At 70.7% G+C, this 18,285-nt stretch carries 11 protein-coding genes; 9 read left to right on the top strand and 2 right to left on the bottom strand.

The genetic code is table 11. The features are described 5' to 3' along the window. Positions 1-135 precede the first annotated feature (135 nt). Both AB0395_RS05360 and AB0395_RS05365 read left to right on the top strand, forming a co-directional pair. Positions 136-1,131: a COX15/CtaA family protein gene (locus AB0395_RS05360; protein ID WP_366277283.1), complete on the top strand. Its 996-nt coding sequence runs from the start codon at positions 136-138 to the stop codon at positions 1,129-1,131. Positions 1,132-1,291: 160 nt separating this feature from the next. Continuing rightward, complete coding sequence (locus tag AB0395_RS05365; protein ID WP_366277284.1) at positions 1,292-2,023, top strand: ElyC/SanA/YdcF family protein; 732 nt, start codon at positions 1,292-1,294, stop codon at positions 2,021-2,023. On the opposite strand, the gene AB0395_RS05370 is transcribed toward AB0395_RS05365, so the two are convergent. Both AB0395_RS05370 and AB0395_RS05375 read right to left on the bottom strand, forming a co-directional pair. After that, entirely contained in the window at positions 1,987-3,261 is a 1,275-nt protein-coding gene (locus AB0395_RS05370; protein WP_366277286.1) for a PrsW family intramembrane metalloprotease, read from the bottom strand. The genes AB0395_RS05365 and AB0395_RS05370 overlap by 37 nt on opposite strands. Before the next feature lie 228 nt (positions 3,262-3,489). Continuing rightward, positions 3,490-4,443 carry a heme o synthase gene (locus AB0395_RS05375; RefSeq protein WP_366277287.1) on the bottom strand — a complete coding sequence of 318 codons (954 nt, stop codon included), beginning with the start codon at positions 4,441-4,443 and terminating at the stop codon, positions 3,490-3,492. A gap of 321 nt (positions 4,444-4,764) precedes the next feature. Between AB0395_RS05375 and tkt the strand changes: the two genes are divergently transcribed. The 7 genes from tkt to AB0395_RS05410 all read left to right on the top strand — a co-directional run. Then, the gene (gene tkt, locus AB0395_RS05380) at positions 4,765-6,861 is read left to right on the top strand and encodes a transketolase (RefSeq protein WP_366277289.1); all 2,097 of its coding nucleotides are present in this window, start codon (positions 4,765-4,767) and stop codon (positions 6,859-6,861) included. Position 6,862: 1 nt separating this feature from the next. Further along, positions 6,863-7,966, top strand: a complete 1,104-nt coding sequence (gene tal / locus AB0395_RS05385; RefSeq protein WP_366277290.1) for a transaldolase — start codon at positions 6,863-6,865, stop codon at positions 7,964-7,966. 5 nt (positions 7,967-7,971) lie between these two features. Continuing rightward, positions 7,972-9,600: a glucose-6-phosphate isomerase gene (locus AB0395_RS05390; RefSeq protein ID WP_366277292.1), complete on the top strand. Its 1,629-nt coding sequence runs from the start codon at positions 7,972-7,974 to the stop codon at positions 9,598-9,600. Then, on the top strand, positions 9,601-11,280 hold the full coding sequence (zwf, locus tag AB0395_RS05395; RefSeq protein WP_366277294.1) for a glucose-6-phosphate dehydrogenase: 1,680 nt from the start codon (positions 9,601-9,603) through the stop codon (positions 11,278-11,280). A gap of 281 nt (positions 11,281-11,561) precedes the next feature. Continuing rightward, entirely contained in the window at positions 11,562-12,473 is a 912-nt protein-coding gene (locus AB0395_RS05400) for a glucose-6-phosphate dehydrogenase assembly protein OpcA (protein WP_366277296.1), read from the top strand. A 276-nt stretch (positions 12,474-12,749) separates the two neighbouring features. Further along, the gene (gene pgl / locus AB0395_RS05405) at positions 12,750-13,523 is read left to right on the top strand and encodes a 6-phosphogluconolactonase (protein WP_366277298.1); all 774 of its coding nucleotides are present in this window, start codon (positions 12,750-12,752) and stop codon (positions 13,521-13,523) included. Positions 13,524-13,627: 104 nt separating this feature from the next. Continuing rightward, positions 13,628-18,285 (top strand): pentapeptide repeat-containing protein (locus AB0395_RS05410; RefSeq protein ID WP_366277299.1); only part of this gene is annotated, 4,658 nt, incomplete at its 3' end.

Here is an 18,285-nt window from a genome sequence, read left to right on the forward strand (position 1 = left end):
GGGGCCCGTCCGGTAAGCCGTACAAGCCGGGGCGGCCCCTCCCGCGGACACACAGTGGGCGGCACATGTGGGCGCACAGTGGGCCGCGCAGGGCCAGCGGCGGGACCACCGCCCTCGCCGCCTAGCATGTGAGCCGTGAACCACCTCCTTGACCAGGCACGTCCGCGCGCCGCGAACCTCCTGCCCGGCGTATGGTCTCCCACGTCCCTCACCCTGCGCCGGTGGGCGCTGGCGGCCGTGGTCGTCAACGCGGGCATCACGGTGACCGGCGCGGCCGTCCGGGTCACCGGGTCCGGTCTCGGCTGCCCGACCTGGCCAAGGTGCACCCCGGACAGCTTCGTCCCGGTCACGCACAGCGAGATCTCGCCGATCAACATGGCCATCGAGTTCGGTAACCGGCTGCTGACCTTCGTGGTCCTGGTTGTCGGCCTGGCCTGCCTCGTGGCCGCGCTGAGGCTGCGTCCGCGCCGCGGGGACCTGGTCAGGCTGGCCTGGATCCAGCCGATCGGCGTCGCCGCGCAGGGGCTGTGGGGAGGCCTGGTGGTGCGCACCATGCTCAACCCCGTCACCGTGAGCGTGCACTTCCTGATCTCCATCGGCATGCTCGCCGCCGCGGTCGCGCTCCACGCCCGCTCCGGGGAGGGCGACACCGCACCCGAGCCCCTGGTCCACCCCGCCATCCGCACGCTCGGCTTCGTGCTCGTATCCGCGGTCGCCGTCCTGCTCGTCGCGGGCGTGGTGGTGACCGGCACTGGGCCGCACTCGGGGGACGCGGCCGCCTCCCGGTTCGCCTTCGACATCGAGACCGTGGCCAGGCTGCACGCCGACGTGGTCTACGTCGTGGTCGGGCTCACCTTCGCGCTGCTGTTCGCGCTCCACGTCACCGGGGCGCCCGCGAGCGCGCGGCGGGCGGCGCTGACGCTGCTCGGCGTCGAGCTGGCCCAGGGCGTCATCGGATACGTCCAGTACTTCCTGGCCGTGCCCGCGTTCCTGGTCGGCCTGCACGTGCTCGGCTCGACGCTGGTGTGGATCTGCACGCTGCGGGTGGTGTACGCGCTGCGGTCGCGGGGACCGCTCGGGACTCCCGCGGACGGCCACGACGAGGCGCCCTCCGCCGCCGCGCCCGCCTGACCTCATCTCCCTTGCTCCGTGCGGGCCTTTCTCCGCGCGAAGAAAGGGAGCACATGCCCACCGCGCCCGGAGTTCCGGGGCGCCCCTCGGCCCCCTCGTTCCGTGGAGGCCGACCGGCCAGAGATCCCGCACATCTGGAAATCATGGCGACAATGGACGTATGTCAGGTCGTCCACCACTGTCGCGTCCGACTCTCCGGCGTCTCTACCAGGGCGTCGTCCTGCTGAGCGTGCTGGCCGTCGCCCCGCTGACCTGGGCGTGGCTGTCCAGCTCCGGCCACACGGCGGTCGCCGACTCCTCCCCCGGCTGGATGAACGGAGTCCCCCAGGCGCCGACGGCGCTGGTCCTCGGGGCCGCGGCGCCGGGCGGCCGCCCCTCCCCCATGCTGGCCAGGCGGCTGGACGTCTCCGCCGAGCTGTACCGGGCGGGCAAAGTGAAGGCGCTCCTGCTGTCCGGCGACAACGGCCGGTCGGGCTACGACGAGCCGACCGCCATGCGGGACTACCTGCTCGCCCGCGGCGTCCCCCGTGAGGCCCTCGTGCTCGACTACGCCGGCTTCGACACCTGGGACTCGTGCGTGCGGGCCAGGAACGTGTTCGGAGCCACCACGGTGACCGTGGTGACCCAGGTGTTCCACCTGCCCAGGGCCGTCACTCTGTGCCGCACAGCGGGCCTCGAGGCGTTCGGCGTCGGTGACGACTCGGCAACGCGATGGGGCGCCCTCACCTACGGCTACGCCGTGCGCGAGTTCGGCGCCTCCGCGAAGGGCTTCCTGGACTCCGTGGTCTTCCACTCCTCCCCCATCTTCCCAGGACCGCGCGAGACCACCCTGGACACCGCGCTCCGCGCGGCGTCTCAGTCGGGCCCGACGCCCCATCCCGGCCGGGGATAGTGCCCCGCGCCCGGCGGAGGCGCCGGGTAGGGACCCGCACCGGGCTGCGGGGGGAGCCCTTGGAACTGCGGGGGCACGGCGTACGGCGGGGCGCTCCCGCCGGGGGCCTGCCCGCTGGGCGTGGGGAACGCCGAGCGGGCGGCGGCCATGCAGTGCAGAAGCGCCTGCTGTTCCTCGTTGAAGGCGTACTCGTCGATCATGTGGCGTCTGGCCCGCTCGTGCAGCAGGCCGAGCTCGGTGGCCGCCAGCTGGTAGTCGCTCATCGCCCGCAGCCCCGGCCTGCCCCCGTTCGCCCTGGCCCATTTCCTGGCGTGACGGCGCGCCGGAAGCGAGGAGAGCATGGCGACGTCGTACGGGGCGACGAGACCGGTCGCCTGGTAGGCGGGCAGATAGCCGTTGATCAGGCCGACGATGCGCTTGCGGTCGCGGAAGACGATCCAGATCAGCACGACGAGCACGACCAGCAGCAGCAGGTAGGCGGCGGCCAGGCCACCGATGCCGACGTAGGAGGCGAAGCCGTTCCAGATGCCGTGCAGCAGCATGGCACCGGCCCAGCCGGCCACGATCACGAAGATCCGCCCCGGGCCCTGGCGCTGCGCGGCGTAGGCGACCGCGACGCCGATCATCGAGGTGAACAGCGGGTGCGCGAACGGCGAGAGGATCCCTCTGAGCACGACCGTCACGGCCAGGCCCCTGGCGCCCATCTCGTGCAGCGCGGCCACGTAGTAGCTGACGTTCTCGCTCATCGCGAAGCCGAGGCCGACCATGCTGGCGTAGATGACACCGTCGGTCGGTCCGTCGAGCTCGGCCCGCCGGAACCGTAGCAGGCCCAGCAGGACCAGGCCCTTCATCGTCTCCTCGACGACCGGGGCGCCGAAGGTGGCGGCGATGTTGCGCGCGGTGTCGTAGCCGAGGCGGACGGTGTTCTCGATGTAGATCAGGCCGAGGGAGTTGACCAGGCCGGCGACCAGCACCGCGACGCCCGCGCCCCAGGCGAAGGCGAAGATCAGGTTGCTGCGGGGCTCCGGCTCCATGCGGTCGAGCGCGAGCACCGCCGCGAGCAGCACCGGCACCGGCGCGAGGGCCAGGGCGAGCGCGATGAAGAAGTAGACCGGATCACCGTTGAACAGGTCAAAGGAGAAGGACGCCAGCGCGCACAGACCGGCCACGACGAGCCCTGCGATCAGCGCGACGGAGGGGCGGTCCCTCAAGACCCAGCGGGGATCACGGCTCGCCATGCGGCAACCGTAACCGATCAACCACGACGTGTCCTCTCTCCCCTCACGGTGGGCCGTAACCGGCCACGAGGAGGTATTGCCGGACAGGACAGTGTGAAAACGGCGGGAACATCCGGTGCCCTGAGGGGAACAGGGTCCCGCCGCGGTGACGCCTCATAGGGAGCGTCCGGACGGGCGTTTCCCTGACCCGGGAACGGGGCCGTTACGGCTCCGACGGGCGCCAGACGCTCAGACGAGCATGGAGTCGACCGCGACGGCGAGGAAGAGCAGCGCCAGGTAGGCGTTCGACCAGTGGAAGAAGCGCATCGGGCGCAGGTCGACGCCGGTCTTGCCCGCGTTGACCCGGCCCAGGAGGCGGTAGACCTCCCACAGGCAGGCCGCGCCGAGAACGGCGGCCACGACGGGGTAGAGCAGTGTGGTCCCCGCGACCGGCCACAGCAGCAGCGAGCACAGCACGGTGGCCCAGGTGTAGGCGAGGCTCTCGAGCACCACGCGGCGCTCGGTCGCGACGACCGGGAGCATGGGGACCTTCGCCGCGGCGTAGTCCTCCTTGTAGCGCATGGCCAGGGTCCAGGTGTGCGGGGGCGTCCAGAAGAACACCACGCCGAAGAGCACGACCGGGGCCCAGGCGAGGCTCCCGGTGACGCCCGCCCAGCCGATGAGCACCGGCATGCAGCCCGCGATGCCGCCCCACACCACGTTCTGCGAGGTCCGCCGCTTGAGGATCATCGAGTAGACGAGCACGTAGAAGAGGTTCGCGCCCAGCGACAGGCCCGCGGCGAGCCAATTCACCGTCACGCCGAGACCAAGAGTCGACAGCACGCCGAGGATGACGCCGAAGATCAGCGCGTTGGTCGGCGGGACCTGCTCACGGGCCAGCGGGCGGCGGCGGGTGCGGCGCATCGCGGCGTCGATGTCGCGGTCGATGTAGCAGTTCAGTGCGTTGGCACTGCCTGCGGAGAGGGTGCCGAAGACCAGCGTGCAGACGGCGATCCACAGCGGAGGCAGGCCCTTGGCCGCCAGGAACATCACCGGCAGCGTCGTGATCAGCAGCAGTTCGATGATCCGCGGCTTGGTGAGGGCGACGTAGGCCTTCACGACGTCGCCGAACGAGCGCGGCGCGATGGTCGCGGCCGCCCCCGTCGCGGACGGGGCCGTCGATTGCTTGTCGGTCAGCACCATTAAGGCGCTTCCAGCACGTGCGGGGTCAACGCGTAACCTCTGATTAGAGCGAATCCGTGAATGCGGGCACCAGCCAGCCTTGAGCACTCAACTGTAGTTGTTGGGGTGGCCGGTTCCGGCATGGGGTGGGGAAGCGGCGTGATGTGACGCCTTCAGGGGGTTGTGTCCGAGACTGTTCCAGCTCCTGCGGGCTCGCCCCGGCTCAGCCTACGCAACGGTAGTGAGGCCGAACCGTTAGGGTCCGGTGTGGGCGGGAAAAGCCAAACCGGCGCCACCATCACACAACTAGATCCGGAGATCGAGCACTTGAGCAGCGAACTCGTGCCAGCCCTTGAATGGAGCGACCTGGACCGTCAGGCGGTCGACGTCGTACGGGCCCTGGCGATGGACGCCGTAGAGAAGGCGGGGTCCGGCCACCCGGGCACCGCGATGAGCCTGGCGCCCGCCGCCTACCTGCTTTTTCAGCGGATGATGCGACACGACCCCTCTGACCCCTCCTGGGTGGGCCGGGATCGCTTCGTCCTTTCGGCCGGACACTCCAGCCTGACCCTGTACATCCAGTTGTTCCTTTCCGGCTACGGGCTGTCCCTTGACGACCTGAAGAACCTGCGCCAGTGGGACAGCCTCACCCCGGGGCACCCGGAGCACGGCCACACCGTCGGCGTCGAGACCACCACGGGCCCGCTGGGCCAGGGCATCGGCAACGCCGTCGGCATGGCCATGGCCGCCAGGCGCGAGCGCGGCCTGTTCGACCCGGACGCCACTCCCGGCAACAGCCCGTTCGACCACACGATCTGGTGCATCGCCTCCGAAGGCGACATCGAGGAGGGGGTCAGCCACGAGGTCAGCGCCATCGCGGGCCACCAGAAGCTCGGCAACCTGGTCGTCGTCTTCGACAGCAACCACATCTCCATCGAGGATGACACCCAGATCGCGCTGAGCGAGGACATCACCAAGCGCTACGAGGCGTACGGCTGGCACGTCCAGACCGTCGACTGGACGGCGGGTGGCGAGTACTCCGAGGACGTCGAGGCGCTGCACCAGGCCCTCGAGGCCGCCCGCGCGGAGACCGGCAGGCCCTCCTTCATCCGGCTGCGCACCATCATCGGCTGGCCCGCGCCCAACAAGCAGAACACCGGCAAGGCCCACGGCTCGGCCCTGGGCGCCGACGAGGTCGCCGCGACCAAGACCATCATGGGCCAGGACCCGGCCAAGAGCTTCGACGTCCCCGCGGAGGTGCTGGAGCACGCCCGCGGCGTGGTCGAGCGGGGCCGCGCCGCCCGCGCCGAGTGGGACAAGGCATACGCCAACTGGCGCGAGGCCAATCCGGAGCGCGCCGCGGAGTTCGACCGCATCTCCGCCAGGCTGCTGCCGCCGGGCTGGACCGAGGCCCTGCCGATCTTCGAGCCCGGCGCCTCCGTCGCGACCCGCAAGGCCTCGGGCGAGGTGCTCAACAGCCTGGCCCCGGTGCTGCCCGAGCTGTGGGGCGGCTCCGCCGACCTGGCCGAGTCGAACAACACCACGATGAAGGGCGAGCCGTCCTTCATCCCCGATGAGTACCAGACCAAGGAGTTCCCCGGGAACCGCTACGGCAGGACGCTGCACTTCGGCATCCGCGAGCACGGCATGGGGTCCATCCTCAACGGCATCGCGCTGCACAACGGCACCCGCCCCTACGGTGGCACGTTCCTGGTCTTCAGCGACTACATGCGCCCCGCCGTACGGCTGGCGGCCCTGATGAAGCTGCCGGTCATCTACGTGTGGACGCACGACTCCATCGGCCTCGGCGAGGACGGCCCGACCCACCAGCCGGTCGAGCACCTGTGGGCGCTGCGCGCCATCCCGGGTCTCGACGTGGTGCGGCCCGCCGACGCCAACGAGACCACAGCCGCATGGCGGACCGTGCTCGAGCACACCGACCGCCCGGCCGCGCTGGCGCTGACCCGGCAGAACCTCCCGGTCTACGAGGGCAGCGGCGATGCGGAGAAGGTCGCCAAGGGCGCCTACGTGCTCCAGGACGCCTCGAACGGGCAGCCCGCCGTCATCCTGATCGGCACCGGCTCCGAGGTCGAGCTGGCCGTCGGGGCCCGCGAGCTGCTCGAGGAGCAGGGCATCCCCGCCCGGGTCGTCTCGATGCCGTGCGTCGAGTGGTTCAACGCCCAGGACGCCGCCTACAAGCAGACGGTGCTGCCGTCGACGGTCCGCGCGCGGGTCGCCGTCGAGGCGGGAATCGGGCTTGGCTGGCGGGAGTTCGTGGGAGATGAAGGGGAAGTGGTCAGCCTGGAGCACTTCGGTGCCTCGGCCCCCTACAAGACCCTTTACGAGCAGTTCGGCCTCACCGCCGAGCGCGTGGCCGCCGCCGCCAAGGCGAGCCTCGCCCGGTCCGGGGCCGACAAGGGCGAGACGACGGGAAACTGACATGAGTGAGATTCTCAAGAGCCTATCTGACCAGGGTGTTTCCATCTGGCTTGACGACATCAGCCGGGAGCGCCTGCGCACCGGCAACCTGGCGGCGCTGATCCGTGACAAGCACGTGGTCGGCGTCACCTCCAACCCGACGATCTTCGCCTCGGCGCTGAGCAAGGGAGACGCCTACGACACCCAGCTCCACGACCTGGCGGTGCGTGGAGTCGAGGTCGAGGAGGCGGTGCGCGCCATCACCACCTACGACATCCGCTGGGCCGCCGACGTGCTCAGGCCGGTCTACGACGCGACCGGCGGCGTGGACGGCAGGGTCTCGATCGAGGTCGACCCGCGCCTGGCCAGGGAGACCGACAAGACCGTCGCCGAGGCGCGCGCGCTGTGGTGGATGGTCGACCGTCCCAACCTGTTCATCAAGATCCCCGCGACGGTCGAGGGCCTGCCCGCGATCACGCAGGCGATCTCGGAGGGCATCAGCGTGAACGTCACGCTGATCTTCTCCCTCGAGCGCTACCGCGCGGTCCTGGACGCCTGGCTGACCGGCCTGGAGCGGGCGAAGGCCAACGGCCTGAACCTGACGGCCATCGAGTCGGTCGCCTCCTTCTTCGTCAGCCGGGTCGACACCGAGATCGACAAGCGCCTCGACAAGATCGGCACGCCCGAGGCCAAGGCGCTCAAGGGCAAGGCGGCCGTCGCCAACGCCCGTCTCGCCTTCGCCGCCTACGAGGACGTCGTCAACTCCCCGCGCTGGCAGGCCCTGAAGGCCGCCGGGGCGCGTCCGCAGCGTCCGCTGTGGGCCTCGACCGGCACCAAGGACCCCAGCTACCCCGACACCCTCTACGTCGACGAGCTGGTCACCTCGGGCACGGTCAACACCATGCCGGAGAAGACCCTCGACGCGACGGCCGACCACAGCCGCGTCACCGGCGACACCGTCCGCCCCTTCTACGAGGACGCCTGGAACACCATGGCGGCCCTCAAGGAGGCCGGGATCGACTACGACGACGTGGTCAGGGTCCTGGAGGACGAGGGTGTGGAGAAGTTCGAGGCTTCTTGGAACGACCTGCTGGCCACCGTCTCCTCCGAGCTCCGGAAGGCGTGAAACAGATGTCGGTTTCGGTAACGTTCAGCGAGGAGAACCTCGCCGAGCAGGCTTCGGAGACGGCCGGGCGGCTCGTCTCCGAAGGAGTCCCCGAGGCCCTCGCGAACGGGGACCCCACTCTGTGGGGCCCTGAGGCCGAACCCGAGGCCGCGATCCGCCTCGGCTGGCTCACCCTCCCGCTGACCAGCAGGGAGCTGCTGCCGGAGATCGGAAAACTGGTCGAGCGGGCCCGTGCGGAGGGCCTGGACCACGTGGTCCTGGCCGGCATGGGCGGCTCCTCGCTCGCTCCCGAGGTCATCACCGCGACCGCCGACGTGCCGCTGACCGTGCTCGACACGACGGATCCCGGCCAGGTGCTCCGCGCGCTGCGCGACCGCCTCGACCGCACGATCCTGGTGGTCGCCAGCAAGAGCGGCGGCACGGTCGAGACCGACAGCCACCGGCGGATCTACGAGAAGGCGTTCCGTGACGCGGGCATCGATCCGGCGGAGCGGATCGTCGTGGTCACCGACCCCGGCTCGCCGCTGGAGCAGGCCGCGACCGAGGCCGGTTATCCGGTCGTCCTGGCCGACCCCAACGTCGGCGGGCGCTACAGCGCCCTGTCGGCGTTCGGCCTGGTGCCCAGCGCGCTGGCCGGGGCCGACGTGGAGCGGCTGCTTGACGACGCCGCCGCGGTGCAGCCGCTACTGGCGCTCACCGAGGGCAATCCTGGCCTGGAGCTGGGCGCCGCCCTCGGGGCCGCGGCGGTCGCCGGGCGCGACAAGCTCGTCCTAGAGGACGGCCTGTCGGAGATCAACGGCCTGCCCGACTGGATCGAGCAGCTGATCGCCGAATCGACCGGCAAGTCCGGCAAGGGCATCCTGCCGGTGGTCGGCGCCGATCCCGGCGAGGCGGAGGACGAGCTGCTCGCCGGGATCGACTCCGACGGCGCGCTCACGGTCAGCGGCCCGCTGGGAGCGCAGTTCCTGGTGTGGGAGTACGCCACGGCCGTCGCGGGCCGCGTCCTGGGCATCGACCCCTTCAACCAGCCGAACGTGGCCGAGTCGAAGGAGAACACCGGCAAGCTGCTGGACCAGGAGGAGCTGCCCGTCGGCACGCCGATCCTGGTCGACGGCCCGGTCGAGGTGTACGGCGAGCTGCCCGGCGGCCAGGAGCCCAAGGACCTGTCCGAGGTGCTCACCCAGCTGCTCGAGGCCATCCCCTCCGACGGCTATCTCGCGATCATGGCGTATCTCGACAGGGAGGCAGCCTTCGACGCCCCCCACGCCGAGGGCGCCTCGTTCGAGGAGATGACCGACGCGTGGAGCGCCGCCGACCCGGCGACGCTGCGCGGCCGGCTGGCGGTGCGGACGGAGCGGCCGATCACCTTCGGGTGGGGACCCCGGTTCCTGCACTCCACCGGCCAGTACCACAAGGGCGGCCCGCAGAACGGCGTGTTCCTGCAGCTCACCGGAGCCGTCGAGGAGGACGTCGAGGTTCCCGGCAGGCCGTACACCCTGGGCAGGCTCCAGCTCGCCCAGGCCCTGGGCGACCAGGGCGCGCTGGCCAGCCGCGGACGCCCCGCCGTACGGCTGCACCTGACCGATCGCGCCGCCGGTGTCGCACGCCTGCTCGAGGCAGCGCGGGAGGTCTGAATGAGCGACAAGCAGTCCGAGGCTCAGCCTCTCGGCGCGCACCCGGCCGAGGCGAACTCAGACGGCGTGCACGACGGAAAGGCGCACACCGCGACGAGGCATGACGAGTCAACGGCCGCCGCCTCGGCGGCCGCGACCGTCAGCACCACCGAGGCGCTGGTCGAGTCCAACCCGCTGCGCGACCCCCGCGACAAGCGCCTGCCGCGCGTCGCGGGGCCGTGCGTGCTGGTGCTGTTCGGCGTGACGGGCGACCTGGCACGCAAGAAGCTGCTGCCGGCGATCTACGACCTGGCGAACCGGGGGCTGCTGCCCCCGGGGTTCTCCCTGGTCGGCTTCGCCCGCCGCGACTGGAAGGACCAGGACTTCGCGCAGCTCACCCATGACGCCGTCAAGGAGCACGCGCGGACGCCGTTCCGCGAGGAGGTCTGGAAGCAGCTGTCGGAGGGCATCTTCTTCTGCCCGGGAGAGTTCACCGACGACGGCGCGTTCGACGCGCTGGCCATGATGCTCAAGGAGATCGACCACACCCGGGGCACCGGCGGCAACTACGGCTTCTACCTTTCGGTGCCGCCGAAGTTCTTCCCCGTCGTCGTCGAGCAGCTCAAGCGGACCGGCCTGGCCAACGGCCCGGAGGGCGCCTGGCGCCGGGTGGTGATCGAGAAGCCCTTCGGGCACGACCTGAAGAGCGCCCAGGAGCTCAACGCGATCACCAGCGCGGTCTTCCCGGAGAGTTCGGTGTTCCGCATCGACCACTACCTGGGCAAGGAGACCGTTCAGAACATCCTGGCGCTGCGGTTCGCCAACAACCTGTTCGAGCCGATCTGGAACCGGGGTTACGTCGACCACGTCCAGATCACGATGGCCGAGGACATCGGCATCGGCGGCAGGGCCGGATACTACGACGGCATAGGCGCGGCCCGTGACGTGATCCAGAACCACCTGCTGCAGCTGCTGGCGCTGGTGGCGATGGAGGATCCGACCTCCTTCGGGGCCGACCCGCTGCGCAGGGAGAAGGAAAAGGTCCTCAAGGCGGTGCAGTTGCCGCCCGACCTGGGGCTGTCCACCGCCCGGGGCCGCTACGGGCCCGGCTGGCAGGGTGGTGAGCCGGTCGCGGGCTACACCCAGGAGGACGGCATCCCGCCGGACTCCATCACCGAGACCTACGCCGCCATCAAGCTGGAGATCGCCAACCGCCGCTGGGCGGGGGTGCCGTTCTACCTGCGCACCGGCAAGCGTCTGAGCCGCAGGGTGACCGAGGTCGCCGTGGTGTTCGAGCGCGCGCCGCACCTGCCCTTCAGCAAGGACGACACCGAGATCCTGGGGCAGAACGCCCTGGTCATCCGGGTGCAGCCGGACGAGGGCATCACGGTGCGCTTCGGCTCGAAGGTGCCGGGGACCGCGATGGAGGTCAGGGACGTCTCGATGGACTTCGCCTACGGCGAGTCGTTCATGGAGTCCTCCCCCGAGGCCTACGAGCGGCTGCTGCTGGACGTGCTGATCGGCGACCCGCCGCTCTTCCCGCACCAGCGCGAGGTCGAGCTGTCGTGGAAGATCCTCGACCCGATCGAGGAGTTCTGGGCCACCCAGGGCCCGCCGGAGGAGTACCCGGCGGGCACGTGGGGCCCGACCTCGGCCGACGAGATGATGGCCCGCGACGGACGCGCGTGGAGGAGGCTGTAGTTGACCTCATCCCCTCCCCTCGGGGAGGGGATTCCCGCGGTCGCCCGCGGGGTTTCCTGTTTCACCGCCGGTCGCCCGCCCGAAAAGGATCTTTCGTTGGGGTCTTACACCAGCTCCGCAGGCGTTTCACCTCTCCGCCGGCCCGGCGGCGAGGGTGGAGCCGATCGTGCGGGTGACGGCTTGGTCATCGCCGCCACCGAACACATTAACGAAACCCGCGGCGTCGTGCCGCGTTTCCTCCCGGCCCTGAGGGACCGGGTCTCCACGCTTAAGGAGTTTCGATGACGAGCTTCATGCTCACCGGAACGACCGCGTCGAAGATCTCCTCCCAGCTCACCCAGCTGCGGCACCAGATGGGCACCCCGGCGGTCGGCATGGTGCTGACCCTGGTGGTGGTCTCGGACGAGAGCACCCAGTACGACGCGGTCAGGGCGGCGACCGAGGCGGCCAGGGAGCATCCCTCCCGGATACTGGTCGTCATCCCCCGCGACCCGAAGGAGCCGAACCGCCTCGACGCCGAGATCCGCTTCGGCGAGTCGACCCCGGGCGAGGTGATCCTGCTGCGCCTGTACGGCGAGCTCACCGAGCACGCCGACTCGGTGGTCGGCCCGCTGCTGCTCACCGACACCCCGGTGGTCGTCTGGTGGCCGGGCATCTGCCCCGACATGCCCGCCAAGGACCCGATCGGCCTGCTCGCCCAGCGCCGCATCGTCGACGCCAGGTCCGCGGCCGACTCGGTTAAGGCGATCATCGGCCGGTCGAAGGGGTACGTGCCCGGCGACACCGACCTGGCCTGGACCCGGCTGACGACGTGGCGGAGCCTGCTGGCCGCCGCGTTCGACCTGCCGGTCGGCAAGGTCAAGAAGGGCGTCGTCGAGGCCGTGCCCGGTCATGCCAGCGCGCTGCTGCTGGCGGCCTGGCTGAGCGAGCGTCTCGGCGCGCCGGTGAAGGTCGCCGAGTCGGAGGGACCGGGTCTGACCGCGGTCAAGCTGACCACCGCCGACGGTGACATCACCATCACCCGGGGCGACGGGCGTCTGGCCACGCTGTCGCGTCCCGGCCAGCCCGACCGTCAGGTCGCCCTGACCCGGCGCCCGACCTCGGAGCTACTGGCCGAGGAGCTCCGCCGTCTCGACCCCGACGAGATCTACGAGGCCGCGATCGGGCGGATCGCCCGCGGCCACAAGTCCTGATCCGCGCTAGGCGCCCCGCGGTCCGCCGCGGGGCGCCCTTCCATTGCGAGACCCGTCCCGGGACGTGTCCGAGATCCCGTCCCCGGTGTGTCCGGGGCACCGGCCTCGGGCATGTCCCAGGCATCGGCCCGGTCATGTCCCAGGCATCGGCCCGGTCATGTCCCGTGGTGCGGCTCCGCCGGAGGGTCTGCAGGTCCGCTGACTCGGCCGTCGTGCAGGAGCCAGGACGCGAAGCCGCCGAGAGTCCGTTCGAGAGTTCGTGGAGAGAGAAGTCCCGTGAGCGTTCCCAGTGTGATCATCCATCGCGACGCCGACGTGCTCGCCAAAGCGGTCGCCGCCCGGCTGATCACCGGCCTGGTCGACGTCCAGTCGGGTAAGGGCTCGGCCTCCGTGGTGCTGACCGGTGGCACCGTCGGCATCGCCACCCTGGCCGAGATCGCGGCCAGCCCGGCCCACGACGCGGTCGACTGGCGGCACCTGGACATCTGGTGGGGGGACGAGCGCTTCCTGCCGTCCGGCGACCCCGAGCGCAACGAGACGGGCGCCCGCCAGGCCCTGCTGGATCATGTGGACGTCGACCCCGCCCGCGTCCACGTGATGCGCGGCCCCGACTCGGGCATGACGGCGGAGGAGTCAGCGGACGCCTATGCCGAGGAGCTCCGCCAGGCCTCGCGCCCCGAGGACCACGGCCCCGCGCCCTCCTTCGACATCCTGCTGCTCGGCATGGGCCCCGACGGGCACGTGGCCTCGCTCTTCCCCGGTCAGCCCGCGCTCTACGACACGCGCCCCGTGGTCGCGGTGCACGGCTCCCCCAAGCCTCCGCCCACCCGGATCTCGCTGACGCTGCCGGTCATCCAGGCCGCGCGGGAGGTGTGGGTGGTCGCCGCCGGTGTGGAGAAGGCGGGTGCCGTACGGCTGGCACTGGCGGACTCGGGACCGATGCAGGTCCCCGCGGCGGGTGCCCGTGGCCGCCAGCGGACGCTGTTCCTGCTGGACAAGGCCGCCGCCTCCAAGATTCCCGCCTCCCTGGGCCGCATCTCCTCCCCCTGATTCCGCACCTTCCGTCAAGCCCCGTGAATGGCATGTCCATTCCCGGGGCTTTTCTCATAAAGAATCGCTCTATGATTGCGGCCACGGCGGCGCGCGGAGGGCCAGTGAGTACAGAGCGTTCGATCACCGTGCTCCATGTCTCCGACATGCAGTTCGGCAGGGAGCACCGGTTCGGGGCCGAGGGGGTGACCGCGGGAGACCGGCGCTTCTCCTCCCTGGCCGCCCGGCTGCTCGAGGACGTCGCCTGGCTGGGCGAGGAGCACGGCGTCCGCCCGGATCTGGTGGTGGCCTCCGGCGACCTGGCCGAGTGGGCGCTGCCCACCGAGTTCGCCAGAGTCGGCGAGTTTCTCACCGAGCTGTCCGAGGGGCTGGAGCTGGGGCGCGAACGCGTGGTGATGGTGCCGGGAAACCACGACGTCAGCTGGAAAAAGTGCCAGGCGTATTTCGACGACTGCGAGGGGGACGAAACCACACCCGCTCCCCCTTACTGGCCCAAATGGCAGCCCTATTTCACAATGTTCAGCCGGTTTTATGCGGATATATCCAGCGTGGGGTTTCCCAAGGACCAGCCCTGGACGCTGTTCGAGATCCCGGAACTGAAGACCGTGGTCGCCGGGCTCAACTCGACCATCGCCGAGAGCCACCGGGAGGCCGACCACTACGGCTACTGCGGCGAGGAGCAGCTGCACTGGTTCGCCGAGCGGCTGCGCGGGCACGCCGAGCGGGGCTGGCTGCGGATCGGCGTGATGCATCACAACCCCCAGATCAACGACCAGGGCGACGACGCCTTCCTGCACGACCGCGACCGGTTCGAGGAACTGCTCGCCCCGCACCTGCACGTGCTGCTGCACGGCCACACCCACGAGGGCAGGATCGGCAGCTTCGGCGCCGACGGTCTGCCGGTGCTGTGCGCGGGCAGCGCGGGCGTGCGCAAGCAGGCTCGCCCCGAGGAGGTGCCCAACCAGTACCAGGTGATCCGCCTGTCACGCGAGGGCCTGACGGTGTACGGCAGGCGCTACAACGCCTCCCGCTCCCGATGGGAGGGCGACACCGGGGTCGGCAGGAGGCCGGACGAGGTGACGCGGACGGTGCGCCGCTCCTTCGATCGGGCGGACGCCACCTTTCCCACCCCGGACTCCGACGGCGACAGGCACAAGCCCAGGCGCCGGGGAAGGAAGCCGTTCTCCGTCGGGAACGCCCGCCCCGCCAAGCCACACGACGACCTGCTCAGCCGGGTTCGCCGGGTCTGCGAGGTCCGCCATCCGCACGCCACGGTCGAGGAGGTGACGGCCAGCGGCGGACGCTCTCCGGGGTATCTGCGGGTGACCCTGCCGGGAGAACCCCAGGTCTCGCTGTATCCGGTCGGCGTCCACGAGGGAACCCCGGACCAGGAGGTCGTCGAGGCGTTCCTCACCGGGGTCGACGCACGCTACCGCGCCGGCGACCCGCACCTGACCTCCTTCTTCGTCTACGACGGCGCCCCCGTCCCCGAGGAGCTTCGCCTGCGGACGGGCATGCGCGGCCTGCGGCTGCAGCGCCTGGTGGAGTTCCAGGGCATGTACGACCTGCAGCCGTACGCCAGGGGGCAGGCCGAGCGGCTGGCCGACAGCGAGGTCTACCCGTCCGCGCTCTACGTGCCGCAGCGGTTCAGCGTCGTGAACGGCAGGGAACGGATGAGCCGGGTCGAGTCCGACCTGCTGGAGCGACTACGGGAGTGGGTCGCCGACTACGAGGGCAGGTTCGTCGTCGTCCTGGGCGACTTCGGGCACGGCAAGACCTTCCTGCTGCGCGAGCTGACCCGGCTGATCCACGAGGAGGGCGTACCACCGGTCATCCCGATCCTGATCCAGCTCCGGGACCTGGAGAAGGCCCACGGCCTCGACGAACTGCTGGCCGCCCACCTGACGGCGGGCGGCGAGGAGGTCATCGACCACCGGCTGCTGCGCTACCTCATCCAGGAGGGGCGGGTGCTGCTGCTGTTCGACGGCTTCGACGAGCTGGCGCTGCGGGTTACCTACGAGCAGGCCGCCGAGCACCTGAGCACGCTGGTGCAGGCCGCCCAGGGGCGGGCCAAGGTGGTGCTGACCAGCCGCACCCAGTACTTCCTGTCGGACCGGCAGGTGGAGACGGCATTGGCAGGCCGCCTGGCGGGCATGCCGGGCCGCAGGCTCGTCAAGATCCACGACTTCGACGACGCACAGATCCTGGCGTTCCTGACCCGCCTGCTCGACGGCGACGAGGCCGGGGCGCGCGCCCGCCTGGAGCTGCTGCGCGACGTGCGCGACCTGCTGGGCCTGTCACGCAACCCGCGCATGCTCAGCTTCATCGCCCGCCTTGAGAAGGATCGGCTCCGCCGGATCCGCGACCACGAGGGGGCGATCAGCGCGGCGGTGCTCTATCGCGAGCTGCTGCAACGCTGGCTGGAGTTCGAGTACGACCGGGCCCAGCCGAGGGGCGCGACGCCGTCGCTGTCGGTGGAGGATCGCTGGGAGGCGGTGCGGACGCTGGCCCTGCAGCTGTGGAACTCCGGCGAGGAGACCCTCGACCTGGACAAGCTGGGCGGCGCGGCCGGAGCGCTGGAGAGCCTGGCCGATCTCCAGCTCACCCTGGACCAGGCCTCCCACATGATCGGATCGGGCACCCTGCTGGTCCGCCCTGAGGCGGGCCGGTTCAGGTTCGTGCACCGCTCGGTGATGGAGTGGCTGGTGGCCGAGCGCGTGGCCGAGCAGCTCAGGCGGAACAACGGGGAAGGACCGTCCGAACTGCTGCTGCGCCCCCTCTCCGAACTGATGGCCGACTTCGTGACCGAGCTGGCGGGCCGGGCCGCCACCGTCGACTGGGCCCGCTCCGCGCTCTGGGCCCCGCCCGAGGCGGTCGGCGAAGCGGCCAAACTGAACGCGCTGACCCTGCTACGCAGGCTGGGCGCCTCGATGCAGGCGGACGCCTCCGCCCGGCAGGTCGTCAGGTTGCCGGGGGTCAACCTGCGAGGAGCCGACCTCCAGGGAATCGACCTGCGTGACGCGGACCTCTCCGGCGCGGACCTGCGAGAGGCCCGCCTCGACGGCGCCGACCTCTCCGGAGCGAACCTGCGCGGCGCCACCCTGCGGCAGAGCTCAGGAGTCAGGCTCCGCCTGCTGGCCGCCGACCTGACCGGTGCGGACCTCTCACTCGCGAGGCTCGTCGAGGCCGATCTGACCGGTGCCCGGACTCGTGGGACGCGCTGGTCACGAGCGGTCCTGCTCAGAGCCGTCGCGTCGCCCGCCCTCCTGGGCAAGCACAGCGCCTTCGGAGCCGTCCGTCCCCTGGACTCCGCCTCGGCGGTCCAGCTGACCTTTCCGCAGGACGGATTCACCAGGACGATAGTTTGGAGTCCTGATGGGAGTCTTCTGGCCTCCGCCTACGGCGGGAAGCGGGTGCGAATCTGGGACTCGGCCACCGGTGTCCTTGTCCGCACCCTTGGGCACCACGTCGACTGGGTCTACTCCGTGGCCTGGAGTCCCGACGCCGTCCACCTGGTCACCGGCGGAGACGACGGCACCGTACGCATCTGGGACCCCGCCACCGGCACCCTCATCCACACCCTCGAAGGACACACGGGCAGCGTGAACTCGGTGACCTGGGGCCCCTACGGCTCCCGTCTGGCCACCGGCGGCCACGACGGCACCGTACGCATCTGGGACCCCGCGACCGGCACCCTCGTCCACACCCTCGAAGGACACACGGGCAGCGTGAACTCGGTGGCCTGGGCTCCCAGAGACGTCCGTCTGGCCACCGGCGGGGACGACGGCACCGTGTGCATCTGGGACGCCGTAACCGGCGCCCTCACCCATAGCTTCGAAGGGCATGCGGGCTGGGTCCGCTCGGTGGCCTGGAACCCCGACGGCACCCGGTTCGCCACCGGCGGCAACGACAGCGTCATCCGCATCTGGGACGCCGCGACCGGCACCCTCACCCACACCCTCGAAGGACACGCCAGCCGGGTCCGCTCGGTGGCCTGGAACCCCGACGGCGTCTACCTCGCCAGCGGCGGCAACGACAGCGTCATCTGCATCTGGGACGCCGCGACCGGCACCCTCACCCACACCCTCGAAGACCACGGGGGCAGCGTGAACTCGGTGGCCTGGGGTCCGGACGGCACCCACCTCGCCATCGGAGGGGACGACAGCGTCATCCGCCTGTGGAACTTCGCGGGCACCTTCACCCACGGGGAACAGGCGGGCAGCGTGAACTCGGTGGCCTGGAGCCCCGACCAGGCCCACCTGGCCACCTGTGGCAACGACGGCACCGTACACATCTGGAACACCGCCACCGGCACCCTCACCCGCGCCCTCGAAGGACACACCGACTGGGTCTACCTGGTGGCCTGGAGCCCCGACGGCACCCACCTGGCCACCGGCGGGAACGACGGCACCGTGTGCATCTGGAACGCCGTCGACGGCACCCTCATCCACGGCTTCAAAGGACACCCCAGCCGGGTCTACTCCGTTGCCTGGAGCCCCGACGGCACCCACCTGGCCACCGGCGGGAACGACAGCGTCATCCGCGTCTGGAACACCGCCACCGGCACCCTCACCCACGGCTTCGAAGGACACAGCGGCTGGGTTCGCTCGGTGGCCTGGAGCCCCGACGGCACCCACCTGGCCACCGGCGGAGACGACGGCACCGTGCGCGTCTGGAACACCGCCACCGGCACCCTCACCCACGGCTTCGAAGGACACAGCGGCTGGGTTCGCTCGGTGGCCTGGAGCCCCGACGGCACCCA

Source organism: Streptosporangium sp. NPDC051023 (assembly GCF_040689595.1).
Taxonomy (GTDB): Bacteria; Actinomycetota; Actinomycetes; order Streptosporangiales; family Streptosporangiaceae; genus Streptosporangium.